We start from the raw sequence: 17,604 nt of genomic DNA on the forward strand, positions 1-17,604 counted from the left end.
CCGCGAAGACGGGAGGTTCCGGGTGCGTGTGGGGCTGCTGACCCGGGAGTACCCGCCCGACGTGTACGGCGGAGCCGGGGTCCACGTCGAGTTCCTCGCCCGCGAACTCGCCCGCCTCGTCGACCTGGACGTGCACTCCTGGGGCGAGGGCCGCACCGACGGCGTGCTGCGCCACCGCCCCTGGTCCGCGCTGGACGGCGCCAACGACGCGCTGCGCACCCTCTCCGTGGACCTCGCCATGACCGCCGCCCTCGAAGGCCGCGAGCTGGTCCACTCCCACACCTGGTACGCCAACCTCGGCGGCCACCTCGCCAAACTCCTGTACGGCGTCCCGCACGTCATGACCGCTCACTCCCTGGAGCCCCTGCGCCCCTGGAAGGCCGAGCAACTGGGCGGCGGCTACGCGCTGTCCGGCTGGGCCGAGCGCACCGCCGCCGAGTCCGCCGACGCGGTGATCGCGGTGTCGGGCGCCATGCGCGAGGACGTCCTCGGCTGCTACCCGGCCCTCGACCCCGCCAGGGTGCACGTCGTGCACAACGGCATCGACACGACCCTCTACCGGCCTGACCCCGCGACCGACGCACTGGACCGGATCGGCCTGGACCGCTCCCGCCCCTACGTGCTGTTCGTCGGGCGCATCACCCGGCAGAAGGGCGTGCCCCACCTGCTGCGCGCGGTGCGTGGGATCGACCCGGCCGCGCAGGTCGTGCTCTGCGCGGGGGCCCCGGACACCCCGGCGGTCGACCAGGAGTTCCGCGGGCTCTACGCCGAGCTGAGCCGGGCCCGCGAAGGCGTGCACTGGGTCCCCCGGATGCTCCCGCGCACCGAGGTGATCCAACTGCTCACCCACGCCGCGGTGTTCGTCTGCCCCTCCGTGTACGAGCCCCTCGGCATCGTCAACCTGGAGGCGATGGCCTGCGGCACCCCGGTCGTGGCCTCCCGGGTCGGCGGCATCCCCGAAGTGGTGGCCGACGGTGAGACAGGGCTGCTCGTCCCCAGGACCGACGGGACCGGTAGGACCCACGGGACCCACCCGACGGACGGAACCCACGGGTCGGACGGGACCCACGGAACGGACGGGACCCACGAGTCCGACAGGACCCACGAGTCCGACAGGACCCATGAGCCCGACAGGACCCACCGGACGGACTGGTCCGAAGACACCACCCGGGACGAGGAGTTCGAGGCGGGTCTGACGTGCGCCCTGGACGCCGTCCTCGGCGACCCGGGGGCCGCCCGGCGGATGGGTGAGGCGGGGCGCGTGCGCGCGGTGGACGAGTTCGGCTGGGAAGCGGTCGCCCGCCGCACGGTCCGGCTCTACGAGGAGATCCTCAAGCAGGCGTAGGCGGCCCCGCTCCGGGGCAGCCGAGGGTGAACGAGGGTGAGGGGAGCGGCCATGCGTCGTGGAGGTCCTTCGGTGCTCGGCATCGTGCTGGCGGGCGGAGAGGGCAAGCGCCTGATGCCCCTGACCACGGACCGCGCCAAACCCGCGGTCACCTTCGGCGGCACCTACCGGCTCGTCGACTTCGTCCTGTCCAACCTGGTCAACGGCGACATCCTGCGGATCTGCGTACTGACCCAGTACAAGTCGCACTCCCTGGACCGGCACATCACGACCACGTGGCGGATGTCCAGTCTCCTCGGCAACTACGTCACCCCGGTCCCCGCCCAACAGCGCCTCGGCCCCCGCTGGTTCCTGGGCAGCGCCGACGCGATCCTGCAGTCCCTGAACCTCGTCCACGACGAACAGCCCGAGTACGTCGCGGTCTTCGGCGCCGACCACGTCTACCGGATGGACCCGCGGCAGATGCTCACCCAGCACATCGAGTCCGGCGCGGGCGTCACGGTCGCCGGGATACGCGTCCCGCGCGCCGAGTCGCCGTCCTTCGGCGTGATCACCCCGGGCTCCGACGGGCAGAGCGTCAGGCGCTTCCTGGAGAAGCCCGCCGACCCGCCCGGCCTCCCCGACGACCCCGAGTGCGTCTTCGCCTCGATGGGCAACTACGTCTTCACCACCAAGGCCCTCGTCGAGGCCCTGCAACGGGACGCCGAGGACGAGGACTCCGTGCACGACATGGGCGGTTCGATCCTGCCCCGGCTCACCGAGCGGGGCGAGGCCGCGCTGTACGACTTCAGCGCCAACCACGTGCCGGGGGAGACGTCGCGGGACCAGGGATACTGGCGGGACGTGGGCACACTCGACGCCTACTACGACGCACACATGGACCTGATCGCCGAGCGGCCCGCCTTCAACCTCTACAACCGCGACTGGCCGGTCTACACCCACTCGACCCAGCTGTCGCCGGCCCGGTTCAACGCGGGCGGCATCGCCAGCGAGTCCATCGTCAGCGCGGGGTGCCTGATCCGGGGTCAGGTCACCCGGTCCGTGCTCTCGCCGGGCGTGCGGATCGACCCGGGCGCGGTCGTGCAGGGTTCGGTGCTGCACGACAACGTGCACGTCGGCCGGGGTGCGGTGGTACGCGGGGCGGTGCTGGACAAGAACGTGGAGGTGCCGCCGGGCGCGACGATCGGCGTCAACCCGGAGCGGGACGCCGAGTTGTACACCGTCTCCAAGGGCGGCGTGATCGCGCTGGGCAAGGGGCAGCGGGTGCCGTAGCGGAGGGAGCGCGGGTCGCCGCAGACGCGTGACGTCCGTGGTTGTTGTCATGTCCCTGGACGTCACGCGGAATCCGTGCTGTCATGCCTCTGCACCTCGGCCGTTCCGTCGTTCCGTCGATATACCAGACAACGTTGTCAGGACCCCTGTTGCCGACGAGTGCGGCGGCCTCCGCCCTGCGGCGCGCCCGCCACACCCGGTCCGCACACGCTCCGCCTGCTCCCACGCAACCCCAACCGACCCAGCAGACCTTCCGGAGGTCACCGCACATGAGAGCCACCCGGCGTCTGCGGCTGTGCGTGGCCGGGGTGGTGGCAGCGTCCGCGCTGCTCACCGCCCCGGTGGCGCAGGCCGCCCCGACGACCGACCAGCGTCTGACCGACCTCGTCAACCCCTTCATCGGGACGGAGAACGAAGGCAACACCTACCCCGGCGCCGCCGTGCCCTTCGGGATGGTGCAGTTCTCGCCGGACACCGGTCACAGCACCGGCTACGACCACTCCGACACCCATGTCCGGGGCTTCTCCCTGGTCCACCTCTCCGGCGTCGGCTGCGGACTCGGCGGAGACCTGCCGGTACTGCCGACCACCGGCGACGTCACCGAGACGGACTACACGAAGTACGCCGCCTCCTTCAGCCACGACGACGAGGAGGCGAGCCCCGGCTACTACCGCGTCGGTCTCGACTCCGGCGTCGACGCGGAACTGACCGCAACCGAGCGCACCGGCGTGCAGCGCTACACCTTCCCGTCCACCGACAAGGCCAACGTCCTGCTCAACGCCGGCCAGTCGCTGCACAAGAACGTCTCGACGAAGGTGGAGGTGCTGGACAGCCGCACGGTGCGCACGGCGATCACCGGCAGCGGCTTCTGCCAGGACACGAAGCCCTACACCGTCTACACCATCACCCGCTTCGACCGCCCCTTCGCCTCCTACGGCACCTGGGACGACGGCAAGGTGACCGCGGGCGCGAAGAGCGGCGGGGACGGCGCCTACGTCCGCTTCGACACCACGAAGGACCGGACCGTCGAGGCCACCACCGCGCTGTCCTACGTGGACGCGCGCGGCGCCGCCCGCAACCTGCGCGCGGAGGGCGGGCACTCCTTCGACTCCGTGCGCCGCGGTGCCGACCGCACCTGGGAGAAGCGGCTGGACGACGTCAACGTCCGGGGCGGCGACGACACCCTGCGCCGCACCTTCTACTCGTCCCTGTACCGGTCCTTCCTCGCGCCCAACGTCGGCAGCGACGTCGACGGCCGATACACCGGCTGGGACCAGAAGGTCCACCGCGCCAAGGGCTTCACGTACTACCAGAACTGGTCCCTGTGGGACACCTACCGCACCCAGTCCCAGCTGCTCGCCCTCCTCGCGCCCCGCGAGGCCCGCGACATGGCCATCTCCGTCATCAAGATCGACGAGGAGAGCGGCTGGCTGCCCAAGTGGGGCTACGGCACCGTCGAGACCAACATCATGACCGGCGACCCGGTGACCCCCTTCCTCACCAACGCCTACCAGCAGGGCCTGCTGCACGGCTGGGAGGAGCGGGCCTACCGGGCGCTGAAGAAGAACGCCGACGGCGTCCCGCCCACCGACTCGCCGGCCGTGGGCCGGGAGGCCAACAAGGAGTACCTCGCCGACGGCTTCGCGCCGTACGTCAAGGGCCGCCCGCACGCCAAGCCCGGCGACTCCGACTACGACCACGGCGCCTCCGCCACGCTGGAGTACGCCCTGTCCGACGCCATGCTCTCCCGCATGGCCCGCGATCTCGGCCACGGCCGGGACGCGAAGCGGTACGCCGAGCGCGCCCAGAGCTACCGCAACGTCTTCGACCCCTCGACCGGCTTCTTCCGGGCCCGCGACGCCGAGGGCGCCTTCACCGGACCGGCCGACCCGGCGCAGAGCGAGGGCTTCCACGAGGGCACCTCCTGGCAGTACCAGTGGCTCGTGCCGCAGGACCTGCCCGGCATGATCGACCTCATCGGCGGCACCGACGCCGCGAACGAGCGGCTCGACTCCTTCTTCGCCTACGACCAGCTTCTCGCCGACCCCGAGAAGACCGCCCGCGAGGTGTGGGTGAACGGGCCGTACGACTACTACAACGCCGACAAGTACAACCCGCAGAACGAGCCCGACCTCATCGCCCCGTACACCTACCTGTCGACCGGGCAGCCCTGGAAGACGACCGACGTGGTCCACGCCGCGCTCACCCTGTTCACGGACACACCGACCGGCATGACCGGAAACGACGACCTCGGCACCATGTCCGCCTGGAACGTACTGTCCTCGATCGGGATCTTCCCGATCCAGCCCGGCTACGACACGTGGGGCCTGTCCACCCCGGTCTTCGACCGCGTCGACCTGACTCTGGACCGCCGCTACTACCCGCGCGGCGCCCTCACGATCACCGCGCCCGGCACCTCGGACACCGACCGGTACGTCCAGTCGGCCCGCACCGACGGCTCCGCCTACGCCAGGACCTGGCTGACGACGGACGCGCTGCGCTCCGTGCGCTCGCTCGCCTTCACGGTCGGCCCGCAGCCGTCCGGGTGGGGAACCTCGGCAGCGGCGGTGCCGCCTCCGCTGACCTGAGCCGATGTGAACACAGGCGTCCCATGAGGCGCAGCAGTCCCGCCCCTGTCCGCAGGGGCGGGACTTTGAACGTTGTTTACGGTGCGTAACGTGATCGTACTTGACCGTAATCGTCGAAGGGCGTTTGACTGCTGGTCCCTTCGTCGTCCATGCGAGGCAGCCCCGTGACTCCTCCCGATCCGCTCGCCCCCCTCGACCTGGCGTTCTGGAACATCGAGTCCCCCGAGCACCCCATGCACCTCGGCGCTCTCGGTGTCTTCGAGGCCGCCTCGCCCGACGCCGGCGCCCACGCGGCGGACCTGCTCGCGGCCCGCGCCCCCGCCGTGCCCGGACTGCGGATGCGCATCCGGGACACCTGGCAGCCCCAGCCGGCCCTGCGAGGGCCCCTCGCGTTCGGCGGCGCCACCCGGGAGCCCGACCCCCGCTTCGACCCGCTCGACCACGTCCGGCTGCACGCGCCCACCACGGACTTCCACGCCCGGGCCGGCCGCCTCATGGAACGGCCCCTGGAGCGCGGCCGTCCGCCGTGGGAGGCGCACGTGCTGCCCGGCGCTGGCGGCGGCCGTTTCGCCGTGCTGTTCAAGTTCCACCACGCCCTGGCCGACGGCCTGCGCGCGCTGACCCTCGCCGCGGGAATCCTCGACCCGCTGGACCTCCCCGCACCCCGGCCCCGCCCCGACCGGCCGCCGCGCGCTCTCCTGCCCGACGTGCGCACGCTGCCCGGCAGACTGCGCGACGCGCTGTCGGACGTGGGCCGCGCCCTGGACATCGGCGCCGCCGCGGCCCTGTCCACCCTCGACGTGCGCTCCTCGGCCGCGCTGACGGCCGAGTCCTCCGGCACCCGCCGGATCGCGGGCGCGGCCATCGACCTCGACGACGTGCACCACGTCCGCAAGACCACGGGCGGCACCGTCAACGACGTACTGATCGCCGTCGTCGCCGGCGCCCTGCGCCGCTGGCTGGACGAACGCGGCGACGGCAGCGAGGGCGTCGCGCCACGCGCGCTGATCCCCGTCTCCAAACGCCGTCCGCGCACCGCCCACCCGCAGGGCAACCGGCTCTCCGGGTACCTGATGCGGCTCCCCGTCGGCGATCCCGACCCGCTCTCCCGCCTCGGCACGGTGCGCGCGGCCATGGACCGCAACAAGGACGCCGGGCCGGGCCGCGGCGCCGGGGCCGTCGCCCTGCTCGCCGACCACGTGCCGGCGCTCGGCCACCGGCTCGGCGGCCCGCTGGTGTCGGGCGCGGCCCGGCTCTGGTTCGACGTCCTCGTCACCAGCGTGCCCCTGCCGAGCCTCGGACTGCGGCTCGGCGGACACCCCCTCACCGAGGTCTATCCGCTGGCACCGCTGGCCCGCGGCCACTCGCTCGCGGTCGCCGTCTCGACGTACCGGGGACAGGTCCACTACGGTCTCGTCGCCGACGCGAGGGCGGTGCCCGACCTCGACCGGCTCGCCGCGGCCCTGGCCGACGAGGTGGAGACCTTGCTCACGGCCTGCCGTCCCTGACGCGGACGGGTTTGGATCCGCGTGCCGCGCTGAATAAAATCCGCTGTTCGACAGCGGTCGCCTCCCACAGCGCCGCAACGGCGACCAGGGAACGGCAGCGCGATGACGGTGACACAGGACGGCTCGGCGACCACGGACGGCGCGCTCGTGGACGACGCGCTCCCGGGCGTGGCGTCCGCGGAAGAGACGCCGGTGGGCGCGGCGCCGGTGGACGAGGTGCCGGTGGACGAGGCGTCGGTGGGCGAGGCGGCCGCCGCCCACGGGCCCGGCATCGACCCGGAGCGGCTCGCCGTCTGCCTGAGCGTGCTGGAGGAACTGGACCGGCTCGACGTCGACCACCCCGACGCGATCCGCGTCCGCCGGGCCACCTCGCACATCTACCGCATGGTCAAGCAGCGCCGCCGCCAGGAGCGCCGGGCCGCCAAGACCGCCCACGACAAGGCGGTCACCGAGGCCACCGCCACCGGTTCCGCCGAGCGCATCGACGACGAGACCGAGGGCCTGCTCCCCTCCTCCCGCACCGAGGAGGGCTCGATCGCGGGGATACTCCAGCGCCCCCGCTCCTGCTACATCTGCAAGCAGCGCTACGTCGAGGTCGACTACTTCTACCACCAGCTCTGCCAGGACTGCGCCGCCGAGAACCGGGCCCGCCGCGACGCCCGCGCCGACCTCACCGGCAAGCGCGCGCTCCTCACCGGCGGCCGCGCCAAGATCGGCATGTACATCGCGCTGCGGCTGCTGCGCGACGGCGCCCACACCACGGTCACCACCCGCTTCCCCAAGGACGCCATCCGCCGCTTCAAGGCCATGGACGACTCCGCGGACTGGCTGCACCGGCTGGAGGTCGTCGGCATCGACCTGCGCGACCCCGCCCAGGCCGTGGAACTGGCCGACCGCGTCGCCGAGCAGGGGCCGCTCGACATTCTGATCAACAACGCCACGCAGACCGTGCGCCGCCTGCCCTCCGCGTACGCCGCGCTCGTCGAGGGCGAGGGCGCCCCGCTGCCCGCCGGGGAACTGCCCGCCCACCAGGTCATCGGCGCCTTCGGCTCCGGCGCGGTGGACGGGCTGGCCGCGCTGCCGCTGGGCACCTCGGGGCTCGACGCGCAGCAGGTGGCCGACCTGGCGCTGGTCGCCGGGAACGCCAGCGTGGTCCGGCACCGGGAGGGCACCGCGATCGACGCGGGCGGCCTGGTGCCCGACGTCGTCGACTCCAACACCTGGGTCCAGACCATCGAGCAGATCTCGCCGGTGGAACTGCTCGAGACCCAGCTGTGCAACTACACCTCGCCGTTCATCCTCATCAGCAAGCTCCGGCCCGCGATGGCGGAGGCGGCGCGGCGGGCGTCCGCCGGGCGGGCCTACGTCGTCAACGTCTCGGCGATGGAGGGCGTGTTCGCCCGCGGCTACAAGGGCGCGGGCCACCCGAACACCAACGCCGCGAAGGCCGCCATGAACATGGTGACCCGGACCAGCGGCCAGGAGATGTTCGACACCGACCGCATCCTGATGACGTCGGTCGACACCGGCTGGATCACCGACGAGCGTCCCCACTACGACAAGCTCCGCCTCGCCGACGCCGGCTTCCACGCCCCGCTCGACCTGATCGACGGTGCCGCCCGCGTCTACGACCCGATCGTCCGCGGCGAGGCGGGCGAGGACCTGTACGGCGTCTTCCTCAAGGACTACGCGCCCGGCAGGTGGTGACGGGCCCACCGAGTGTCCGGGGCCGCCGTGCCCCGGACCACCGCGCCCGTGCCGCCGATTCCCGGTGCCGCCGATTCCCGGGCCGCCGGGACCCGTGCCGACGGCGTGTCAGTCCACCGCGCCCAGCCGCGCGTTGCGTGCCGCCGTCATCTCCAGCACCGAGCGCCAGTCCTCCAGGACCCCGGCGTCGAAGACGGCGGTGCGGGCCTCCTCGTCCGCCTGGCGCAGGCTGACCACGTCGTCGTCGTGGGCCCAGGCCTCCGCACGGGCGTGCCGACGCAGCAGGCGGGCGACGCGCGCGCCGAGCAGCGGCCGTACCGCGTCGGCGGTCCGGACGGCCGGGTTGCCCGGCCACGGCAGCCGGCCCACGGGTGACACCAGCCCCGCCACCTGGAGCTCCTTGTCCGCGGGGCGGCGCCGGCGCAGCAGCGCGGCCGTCCGCAGCGCGTGTCCGTGCAGATCCGGGCCCGCGGGGCCCCCGCCGCCGTACTCCTGGCCCGGCCGTTCGCCCCGGCAGGCGTACAGCAGGTCCATCAGCTCCTCGACGCTGCGCAGTTCCATGTCCCGGTCCTCCCGCGAGACAGCCGTTGCCGACCGGCAGCAGACCATGCCCAGCTTGCGCGGCGACCAACGGCGACTTAACTGCGCGACCCGTCGCCGTCGGCGTTCGAGGAGGGAGCGGCGGTGTGGGCCGAACGGGTGACTTGTGTGCCGTGCGGAAGGGGAGGAAACGGAGCACACTGGGGTCAACTCCGCGCGGTTCGGAGGGCAATGGTTCTGCCATGTTTTGAGCCCCATAGAGCGCACCCCCGCTCATTTGGTTAGTCTGGAGCGGATGGACGGCAGCGCAGGGCACCACCCACAGCCGAGGTCCGTCACGGGACAGGCCGGTTCACCACGGTCTGCCCAGAAGAGTTGCCGGCGCCACCGCGTCCGAACTGCATTCGACTCACACCCCAGCGGGCGCCGAGTGCCGGCCAGCAGAATGGCCGACGGAGGCCCGAGGGTGACCCGACACAGAAGGAGTGCGCGGTGACACCGGAGACGACGACGAACCCAGAACAACGGACCGAGGAACGCACCGGGCGTGCGCGCCGCAGGCCCGGAGAGATCGGCATCCTCGACGTGTGGGCGCGATCCGCACCGATCCGCCTCGCGGGCTACGAGGAGGACCTGGCCGAGCCGCACATCCTGCCCAGCGTGGACTGACCCCCGCGAAGGCCGCGGAGCGCATGGGCGTGCCACACTCACGCCCATGCTGATCAGGGAAGCCACGGCCGCCGACTGGCCGCACATCTGGCCCTTCTGGCACCGCATCGTCGCGGCCGGCGAGACCTACGCATGGGACCCGGACACCCCGGAGGCCGACGCCCGGTCCCTGTGGATGAACCCCGCCAAGCGCGTCTACGTCGCCGAGGACGGCACCGGCACCGGCAGCACCGTCGTCGCGTCCGCGTACCTCACGCCCAACTACGGCGGCGGCGCCGCCCGCATCGCCAACGCGGGGTTCATGGTCGACCCCGACCGGGCCGGACGCGGGACCGGCCGGGCCCTCGCCGAGTACGTCCTGGACGCCGCGAGGGCCGACGGGTACCGGGCCATGGTCTTCAACGCCGTGGTCGAGACCAACCCGGCCGTACGGCTGTGGACCTCCCTCGGCTTCACGGTCCTGGGCACGGTGCCGGACGCCTTCGACCATCCGCGGCACGGACGGGTCGGCCTGCACATCATGCACCGCGCGCTCTGACGCCCCCTCAGGCCGACGGCGCGGTACGGCGCCAGGGCCTCAGCTCCTCGACCCGCCCCGCCAGTTCGAGGAGCGTCGCCTCCGAACCCGGCGGTCCCGCCAGCTGAACGGCGCAGGGGGCGCCCGAGGGCAGGGTGCCGGAGGGCACCACCAGCGCGGGCCAGCCCGTCAGGTTCCACGGCGGAGTGAAGGGCGAGTAGGCCGAGTTGACGGCCACGTTGCGCAGCCAGCCGCGTTCGTGCCAGGGGCCCGCCACGGGGGAGCGGCGGGCCAGCGCCGGGGTGAGCAGCACGTCGTACGCGTCGAAGAACGGCTCCAGCCGCCCGCGCAGCCGCCGCCGCGCCGCACCGGTCTCCGCGCGGGACACGAAGGGCCGCCCGACGGCCGCGTGCACCCGGGTGCGCCGGGCGAGCAGCCGCCGGTCCAGGCCCCGTGCGTCCACCGAGGTGCCGGCCGTCCAATGGGTCAGGGCGGCCGTGCCCAGCGACGCCGGGTAGGGCGGATCGGCCCGGCGCACCTGGTGGCCGCCGCGCATCAGTACTCCGGCCGTCTCCCGTACGGCGTCCGCGTACGGGCGGGAGACGGGGACACCGGGCAGCGGACTGCGCAGGGAGGCGGCTATCCGGAGGGTGCCCGAGTCCTCGCGGCGCGGCAGCGGGCCGTCCGCGAGGACCGTGAGCATCAGGCGGGCGTCCGCCACCGTCGTGGCCAGCGGACCGTTCTCCGACATGCCGAACCAGTCGCCCTCGCCGATTCCGGCCGGCACCACGCCGTGGCCCGGTTTGACCCCGACGAGGCCGCAGTTGGCCGCCGGTATGCGCAGCGAGCCCATGCCGTCGTTGCCGAGCGCGAGCGGCACCAGCCCGGCGGCGACCGCGGCCGCGCCGCCGCCCGACGAGCCGCCCGCCGAGCGGGCCGGGTCCCACGGGTTGCGGGTCGTGCCGTGCACTCCCTCCGTGGTGCCGAACACACACAGCTCGGGAACGTTCGTCAGCCCCACCACCACCGCGCCGGCCGCCCGCAGCCGCGCCACGGTGACGTGGTCGGCCCCGGCCGGCGTGTCCGGCGTGGCGGCGGACCCGACCCGCACGGACTCGCCGCGCACCGCGAGGTTGTCCTTCACCGCCACCGGCACTCCGGCCAGCGGCAGCCGGGCCACATCGCTCCGCCCGCCCACCTCGTCGGCCTCCGCGAGCGCCGCTTCGGCCCGCACCCTGCGGAAGGCGCCGAAGCGGCCGTCGAGCCGGGCGATCCGGTCGAGGTGTGCCCGGACCACCTCGCGCGGCGCGGCCCGCCTGTCCTGCACGGCGGCGGCGATCTCGGTGGCGGTCCGGCCGGCCCAGTCGGTCACGGAGGGCTCCCAGGGGTGCGGTGACGGGTTCGGGACTACTGGCGAGTACATGGAACAGAACAGGCACTCTGCCCGCCCGGGGCGCCCGTGTCGAGAGCACGGACCCGACGGGCTCCCCAGTCCCTGGTGGAGCCGTAGTCCCTGGTGGAGCCGTTCAGGCCGTCCGGGCCGCCCCCGTGCTGTCCCGCTCGATCAGCCGGGGCACCGGCACCCGGACCCTGCGGGCCGGACCGCCGTCCAGCAGGGCGGTCAGCTCCGTCGCCGCGGTGCGGCCGAACGCCACGCTGTCGCGGGACAGGGCCGACAGCCACGGCTTGACCATGCGGCACAGCGCCGAGTCCTCCCAGGCCACCACGGACACGTCCGCCGGGACCGAGAAACCGAGTTCGGCCGCCGCGGCGACCCCGGCGACGGCCATCACGTCGTTGTCGTAGATCAGGGCGGTCGGCGGCGCGGGCGCCTCCAGGACCCGGCGGGTGACGGCGGCGCCCTCCGCGTCGGAGTAGTCGGTGGTCACCGACTGGACCTCGGTGAGGCCCCGCCGCTCCGCCTCGGCCCGCAGCGCGCGGATGCGGCGCTCGGTGTGCGCGAGGCCGGGCAGACCGGCGATGTGCACGATCCGCCGGTGGCCGAGCGCGTGCAGCGCGTCCACCAGCGAGGCCATCGCGCCCGCGTCGTCCGCCCACACCGTCGACAGCGCCGGATGACGCTCGTCCGGCGCGCCCCCGATCACCACGGCGGGCAGGCCCAGTTCGTCGAGCAGGTCCTGGCGCGGGTCGTCGGTGCGCGGATCGACGACCAGGACGCCGTCCACCCGGTGCTCGGCCCACCAGCGCCGGTAGACCGCGCACTCGTCGTCGAGGTCCTGCGCGACCTGGAAGAGCAGCCCCAGGTGGCGCCGCGCCAGCACCTCCTGGATGCCGGAGACCAGTTGGAGGAAGAAGGAGTCCACGCCGAGGGTGTGCGCGGGCCGCGCCAGCACGAAGCCGACCGTGGCAGCCCCCTCGCCGGACAGTGCGCGCGCCGCCGTACTGGGCCGCCAGCCGAGCTGCTCCGCGACCCGGCGCACGCGGTCCCGGGTGATCTCGGAGACCCCCGGCCGGTCGTTCAGCGCGAACGAGACCGCGCTCTCCGAGACCCCGGCCCGCCGGGCGATGTCCTTCATCGTCGGCCGACGCGCGGCGGGCCGCTTGGCCGGCATGCACGCTCCTTTCCTCGGTGCCCGCAGGCCTCGGTGACCGTGAGCTAAAGCGCTTGAGTTGATTGATCCTAAAGCGCATTAGTGGGCGACCGCAAGTGTCGACAGGTTCGGCTGTGAACTGGTCTAATGCCGTCCGGACTTCTTTAGTTGGCGCGAATGCATTGACTTTCCGCGAGATCGCCGTGCATGGTCGCTGCCATCCCACCGCCGATGTCCTCCAGGGAGACGTGCCACCGTGCCCACTTCGCGCAGAACCTTCGCCGCCGCAGCCGTCGCCGCGCTCCTCCTGCCGCTCAGCGCGTGCGGCTCCTCGGGGGACGACGGCGGCTCGACCGACGCCTCGGGCAAGGTCGAGGGCGACATCACCTTCCAGACCTGGAACCTGCGGGCCAACTTCAAGGACTACTTCGAGGGCCTGATCGCCGACTTCGAGAAGAAGCACCCCGGCACCCACGTCAAGTGGGTCGACCAGCCCGGCGAGGGCTACGCCGACAAGATCAGCGCCGACGCGGCCGGCGGCACCCTGCCCGACGTCGTCAACGTCTCCCCGGACCTCGTCGCCCCGCTCGCCAAGGCCGGACTCGCCCTCGACCTGGACAAGGCCGCCGGACAGTACGAGAAGGAGTACCTTCAGGAAGCCTGGGCCAGCCACCGGATACCGGGCATGGACGGCACGTACGCCTTCCCCTGGTACCTCAACACCGGCCCGCTGTTCTACAACAAGTCGCTCTTCGAGAAGGGCGGACTCGACCCCGAGCAGCCGCCGAAGACGTACGACGAGGTCTTCGACGCCGCCCTGAAGATCGCCGACAAGACCGACGGCGAGGTCGCCACGCTCGCCAACGTGCCCACCATCGAGGACTTCGGACGCTACGGCGTACCGCTCATGGACGAGGAGGGCACCGCCTTCGCGTTCAACGACGCCAAGGGCGTGGAACTCCTCAGCCGCTACAAGGAGCTGTACGACGCCAAGGCCCTCGACCCGCAGGCGCTGACGGCGACCCCCGAGTCCACCGGCAAGAAGTTCCTCACCGGCGCCGTCGCCATGAACCCGGGCAGCGCGCTCGACCTCGCCAACTTCAAGAAGCAGGCCCCGAGCCTCTACAAGAACATCGGCATCACCGACCAGATCACCAGCACCGGCCACGTCAACATGTACGTGATGGGGCTGATGGTGAACTCCCAGAGCCAGCGCAAGCCCGCCGCGGTCGCCTTCGCGCACTACGTCACCGACGCGGCGCACCAGATGTCGTTCGCCAAGCAGGTCGCCGTCTTCCCGAGCACCGCCGGTTCGCTGGACGACCCGTACTTCACGAAGGAGGACGGGACCGACGAGACCCGGGTCCGGGTGGCCTCCGCCAAGTCCCTGAAGGACGCCGTCAACTACACGCCGGTCCTGTTCAGCGAGCAGATGAAGACCGAGCTGCGCAACGAGGTCGCCAAGGCCCTCCAGGGCAAGCAGAGCCCCAAGGAAGCCCTCGACAACGCCGTCAAGGCGTGCGACCGGCTCCTCCAGCAGCAGGGCTGAGACATCATGGCAAGTCCCACCCTCACCGGCCCCCGGAACACCGGGAGCACCCGCAAGAGCGCCACCCGGCGCGTGCGGCGCCAACTTCCCTCCAGCCCCTGGTTGTTCGCCGCCCCCGGTCTGCTGGTCACCGGCGCCTTCATCCTGTACCCGTTCGTCTCCACGCTCGTCAACTCCTTCACCGACCGCCGCACGCTGGTCCCGGGCGAGTTCGTGGGCCTCGACAACTTCCGCGAGCTGCTCCACGACGACATGTTCTGGACCGGCCTGCGCAACAGCTCCCTGTACGTCCTCGGGGTCGTCCCCGCGCTGGTCCTGCTGCCCCTGCTGCTCGCGCTGCTGGTGCAGAAGAACATCCCCGGCATCACCTTCTTCCGCTCGGCCTTCTACACCCCGGTCGTCGCCTCGATCGTCGTCGTCGGACTGATCTGGGTCTGGCTCCTGGACGAGCGCGGACTGGTCAACTCCGTGCTGGAGATGCTCGGTGCCGGCCCGGTCGGCTTCCTCAGCGACCAGTGGCTGATCCTGCTCAGCGCGATGGCCGTCACGGTCTGGAAGGGCCTCGGCTACTACATGATCATTTACTTGGCGGCGCTCGCCAACGTGCCCCGCGAACTGCACGAGGCCGCCGCCGTCGACGGCGCGGGCGCGGTCCGCCGCTTCCTCAGCGTCACGGTGCCCGCGGTCCGCTCCACCATGGTCCTGGTCGCGGCCCTCTCCTCGGTCGCCGCCTTCAAGGTCTTCTCCGAGGTCTACCTGATGGCCGGACCCGCCGGCGGACCGGCCGGCGAGGACACCACCCTCGTCATGCTCGTCCAGCGCACCGGCACCGGCCTGACCGGCCGGGTCGGCTACGCCTCGGCCATCTCGGTCGTCGTCTTCGTCGTCACCGTCGCCCTGATGCTGCTCGTGCTGCGCGCCGACCGGAAGGAGGAGTCGTGAGCGTTGTCGACAAGCCCCGGACCGCCGAGCAGGAACCGCCTCTCGCGCCGGCCCGCGAACCCCGTGTCACCGACGAGCACGGCCGCCGCGTACGCGCCTGGGAACTGGCCCTGCGCTACCTGCTGCTGCTCGGCGTCCTCGCGCTGACCGTCGGCCCGTTCCTGTGGCAGCTGTCGACCTCGCTGAAGGGCCCGACGGAGGACATCTTCAGCTCGCCGCCGAAGTTCCTGCCCTCCGACCCCACCCTGCACAACTACGAGCGGGTCGCCGAGACCATCCCCGTGTGGGACTACGCCTTCAACTCGCTGAAGGTCGCCGCCGCCAACGTCGTCACCAACTGCGTCGGCGCAGCCCTCGCCGGCTACGCCCTGGCCCGGCTGCGCTACCGCGGCCGGCGCGTGGCCACCCTGGTCTTCATCCTGGCCATGCTCGTACCGGTGGAGGGCATCATCATCGCCCAGTTCACCACCATGCGGGAACTGGGCCTCAACAACACCCTGGTCGGCGTGGTACTGCCCGGCTGCGTCAGCGCCCTCAACGTGCTCCTCATGCGCAACGCCTTCCTCAACCTCCCCTACGAGATCGAGGAGGCCGCCTTCGTCGACGGCGCCAACGTCTGGCAGCGCTTCTACCGGATCGCGCTGCCCGCAGTGAAGGGCACCCTCGCCGTCGTCGCGATCTTCGCCTTCATGGGCGCGTGGGACGACTTCCTGTGGCCGCTGATCGTGCTGAGCGACCCCTCGAAGTTCACCCTGACCATCGGGCTCAACTACCTGCACGGCACCTTCGCCAACGACGAACGCCTCGTCGCCGCCGGCACGATCATCGCCGTCGCGCCGCTGATCGCCCTCTTCGCCTGCCTCCAGCGGTACTTCTTCCGCGGGGTCGGCGAGGGCGCCGTCAAGGGCTGACGCCCGCGGCCCCGGCGGGATCCCGCCGGCATCCCCAGCGGCTCCCTGCTTCCCCCACGTCCCCACAACAAGGACACCGCATGCCTTCTGCCGTGCGCTTCGGCGTCAACTACACCCCCAGCGAAGGGTGGTTCCACCACTGGCTCGACTTCGACCCCGACTCCGTGCGTGCCGACCTCGACTCGATCGCCGCGCTGGGCGTGGACCACGTCCGGGTCTTCCCGCTCTGGCCCTACTTCCAGCCCAACCGCGCCCTGATCCGCCAGAGCGCCGTCGAGCACCTGGTCACCCTGGTCGACGCGGCCGGTGAACGCGGCCTCGACGTCAACGTGGACGGCCTCCAGGGCCACCTGAGCAGCTTCGACTTCGTGCCGGCCTGGACCCGCACCTGGCACCGCCGCAACCTGTTCACCGATCCCCACGTGATCGAGGGGCAGGCCGCCTACCTGCGCACCCTCGCCGCGGCCCTCGCGGACCGGCCCAACTTCCTCGGCATGACGCTGGGCAACGAGGTCAACCAGTTCTCCGCCGGGCCCCACCCCGACCCGGACCGCGCGACCAGCGAGCAGATCGACGCCTGGCTGGAACGGATGCTGGCCGCCTGCGAGGAGGGCGCCCCGGGCCGCATGCACCTGCACGCCGAGTACGACGCCACCTGGTACCAGGACGACCAGCCCTTCACCCCGGCCCAGGCGGCCCGCCGCGGCGCCGTCACGGCCGTGCACTCGTGGGTCTTCAACGGCACCGCCCAGCGCCACGGCCGTACCTCCGTGCCCAGCGAGCACCACGCCGCCTACCTGGTCGAGCTGAGCAAGGCCTGGGCCGCCGACCCGCACCGGCCGGTGTGGCTCCAGGAGGTCGGCGCCCCCGCGCCCCTCGTCCCCGCCGAGCACGCCGCCGCCTTCACCGAGGCGACGATCGCGAACGCCCTGGACTGCCCCGGCCTGTGGGGCGTCACCTGGTGGTGCTCGCACGACGTGTCCCGGGAGCTGGCCGACTTCCCCGAGCTGGAGTACGGCCTCGGGCTCCTCACCAACGACCGCCGCCCCAAGGACACCGCCCGCGTCCTGGCCGACGCCGCCCTCGCGGCCCGCGAGGGAACCCGCCCCGTCCCCGCTCCGCGCACCACCGCCCTGGCCGTCCCGGCCGACCCCGCCGCACGCTCGGCCTGCGCCCCCGGTGGCGCCGTCTTCGACGCCTTCTTCCGGCTCGTCGCCGACGGCGCCCGCCCCACCACCGTCCTCGACACGCACGCCGCCGACCCCGGCCACCTGGCGGCCCGCGGCATCACGGAGGTCGTCACGCCCGGCCAGGTGCTGCCGGCGGGCCAGGACCAGGACGACCCGCACGGGCCCCGCGTCCACCGCGAAGACGCCCCCTCGTGAACCCCGGCCGGCACGACGGCTGCGAACCGGCACGCCGCACGGTTCGAACCGGGCGCGGCGGGGGAGCAGTACACCACGCCGGCCCCCGCCACCACGACCCGCACCGGTAACTCCCGTCC

General features: G+C 72.4%; 14 protein-coding genes. 11 read left to right on the plus strand and 3 right to left on the minus strand.

The genetic code is table 11. The features are described from left to right. The first annotated feature begins 22 nt into the window (after nt 1-22). The 5 genes from glgA (at nt 23) to HZS56_RS26800 (ending at nt 8,420) form a co-directional block, all read left to right on the plus strand. Nucleotides 23-1,345, plus strand: a complete 1,323-nt coding sequence (gene glgA / locus HZS56_RS26775; protein WP_308408166.1) for a glycogen synthase — start codon at nt 23-25, stop codon at nt 1,343-1,345. Nucleotides 1,346-1,396: 51 nt separating this feature from the next. After that, nucleotides 1,397-2,617 carry a glucose-1-phosphate adenylyltransferase gene (gene glgC / locus HZS56_RS26785; RefSeq protein WP_216723347.1) on the plus strand — a complete coding sequence of 407 codons (1,221 nt, stop codon included), beginning with the start codon at nt 1,397-1,399 and terminating at the stop codon, nt 2,615-2,617. Between the two features lie 269 nt (nt 2,618-2,886). Further along, the gene (locus HZS56_RS26790; RefSeq protein ID WP_216723348.1) at nt 2,887-5,205 is read left to right on the plus strand and encodes a GH92 family glycosyl hydrolase; all 2,319 of its coding nucleotides are present in this window, start codon (nt 2,887-2,889) and stop codon (nt 5,203-5,205) included. Nucleotides 5,206-5,369: 164 nt separating this feature from the next. Further along, complete coding sequence (locus tag HZS56_RS26795; protein WP_308408167.1) at nt 5,370-6,713, plus strand: wax ester/triacylglycerol synthase family O-acyltransferase; 1,344 nt, start codon at nt 5,370-5,372, stop codon at nt 6,711-6,713. Nucleotides 6,714-6,815: 102 nt separating this feature from the next. Further along, entirely contained in the window at nt 6,816-8,420 is a 1,605-nt protein-coding gene (locus HZS56_RS26800) for an SDR family NAD(P)-dependent oxidoreductase (RefSeq protein WP_253914916.1), read from the plus strand. A 108-nt stretch (nt 8,421-8,528) separates the two neighbouring features. On the opposite strand, the gene HZS56_RS26805 is transcribed toward HZS56_RS26800, so the two are convergent. Continuing rightward, nucleotides 8,529-8,981, minus strand: coding sequence for a hypothetical protein (locus HZS56_RS26805; RefSeq protein ID WP_216723350.1), 453 nt, complete (start codon nt 8,979-8,981; stop codon nt 8,529-8,531). Nucleotides 8,982-9,452: 471 nt separating this feature from the next. On the opposite strand from HZS56_RS26805, the gene HZS56_RS26810 reads away from it, so the two are divergent. Next, the gene (locus HZS56_RS26810) at nt 9,453-9,629 is read left to right on the plus strand and encodes a hypothetical protein (protein WP_216723351.1); all 177 of its coding nucleotides are present in this window, start codon (nt 9,453-9,455) and stop codon (nt 9,627-9,629) included. Between the two features lie 46 nt (nt 9,630-9,675). Then, the gene (locus HZS56_RS26815) at nt 9,676-10,167 is read left to right on the plus strand and encodes a GNAT family N-acetyltransferase (protein WP_216723352.1); all 492 of its coding nucleotides are present in this window, start codon (nt 9,676-9,678) and stop codon (nt 10,165-10,167) included. Between the two features lie 7 nt (nt 10,168-10,174). Here HZS56_RS26815 and HZS56_RS26820 read toward each other — a convergent pair whose 3' ends face one another. After that, the gene (locus tag HZS56_RS26820; protein WP_216723353.1) at nt 10,175-11,518 is read right to left on the minus strand and encodes an amidase; all 1,344 of its coding nucleotides are present in this window, start codon (nt 11,516-11,518) and stop codon (nt 10,175-10,177) included. Between the two features lie 154 nt (nt 11,519-11,672). Then, entirely contained in the window at nt 11,673-12,719 is a 1,047-nt protein-coding gene (locus tag HZS56_RS26825) for a LacI family DNA-binding transcriptional regulator (RefSeq protein ID WP_216723354.1), read from the minus strand. Nucleotides 12,720-12,954: 235 nt separating this feature from the next. On the opposite strand from HZS56_RS26825, the gene HZS56_RS26830 reads away from it, so the two are divergent. The 4 genes from HZS56_RS26830 to HZS56_RS26845 all read left to right on the plus strand — a co-directional run bounded on the left by HZS56_RS26830 (nt 12,955) and on the right by HZS56_RS26845 (nt 17,485). Then, nucleotides 12,955-14,247 carry an ABC transporter substrate-binding protein gene (locus HZS56_RS26830; protein ID WP_216723355.1) on the plus strand — a complete coding sequence of 431 codons (1,293 nt, stop codon included), beginning with the start codon at nt 12,955-12,957 and terminating at the stop codon, nt 14,245-14,247. Between the two features lie 6 nt (nt 14,248-14,253). After that, a complete protein-coding gene (locus HZS56_RS26835; protein ID WP_216723356.1) occupies nt 14,254-15,189 on the plus strand; it encodes a carbohydrate ABC transporter permease in 936 nt (311 codons plus the stop codon). Continuing rightward, on the plus strand, nt 15,186-16,100 hold the full coding sequence (locus HZS56_RS26840; RefSeq protein ID WP_216723357.1) for a carbohydrate ABC transporter permease: 915 nt from the start codon (nt 15,186-15,188) through the stop codon (nt 16,098-16,100). Before HZS56_RS26835 ends, HZS56_RS26840 begins: the two co-directional genes overlap by 4 nt. Before the next feature lie 80 nt (nt 16,101-16,180). After that, complete coding sequence (locus HZS56_RS26845) at nt 16,181-17,485, plus strand: glycoside hydrolase 5 family protein (protein WP_216723358.1); 1,305 nt, start codon at nt 16,181-16,183, stop codon at nt 17,483-17,485. Nucleotides 17,486-17,604 lie beyond the last annotated feature (119 nt).

It is taken from the genome of Streptomyces mayonensis, from assembly GCF_018982965.1.
Lineage (GTDB): Bacteria > Actinomycetota > Actinomycetes > Streptomycetales > Streptomycetaceae > Streptomyces > Streptomyces mayonensis.

Coding starts and splice junctions, on each gene's coding strand:
- HZS56_RS26825 (WP_216723354.1), bottom strand. CDS start 12,719: ATGCCGGCCAAGCGGCCCGCCGCGCGTCGGCCGACGATGAAGGACATC.
- HZS56_RS26800 (WP_253914916.1), top strand. CDS start 6,816: ATGACGGTGACACAGGACGGCTCGGCGACCACGGACGGCGCGCTCGTG.
- glgC (WP_216723347.1), top strand. CDS start 1,397: ATGCGTCGTGGAGGTCCTTCGGTGCTCGGCATCGTGCTGGCGGGCGGA.
- HZS56_RS26835 (WP_216723356.1), top strand. CDS start 14,254: ATGGCAAGTCCCACCCTCACCGGCCCCCGGAACACCGGGAGCACCCGC.
- HZS56_RS26845 (WP_216723358.1), top strand. CDS start 16,181: ATGCCTTCTGCCGTGCGCTTCGGCGTCAACTACACCCCCAGCGAAGGG.
- HZS56_RS26815 (WP_216723352.1), top strand. CDS start 9,676: ATGCTGATCAGGGAAGCCACGGCCGCCGACTGGCCGCACATCTGGCCC.
- HZS56_RS26790 (WP_216723348.1), top strand. CDS start 2,887: ATGAGAGCCACCCGGCGTCTGCGGCTGTGCGTGGCCGGGGTGGTGGCA.
- HZS56_RS26805 (WP_216723350.1), bottom strand. CDS start 8,981: ATGGAACTGCGCAGCGTCGAGGAGCTGATGGACCTGCTGTACGCCTGC.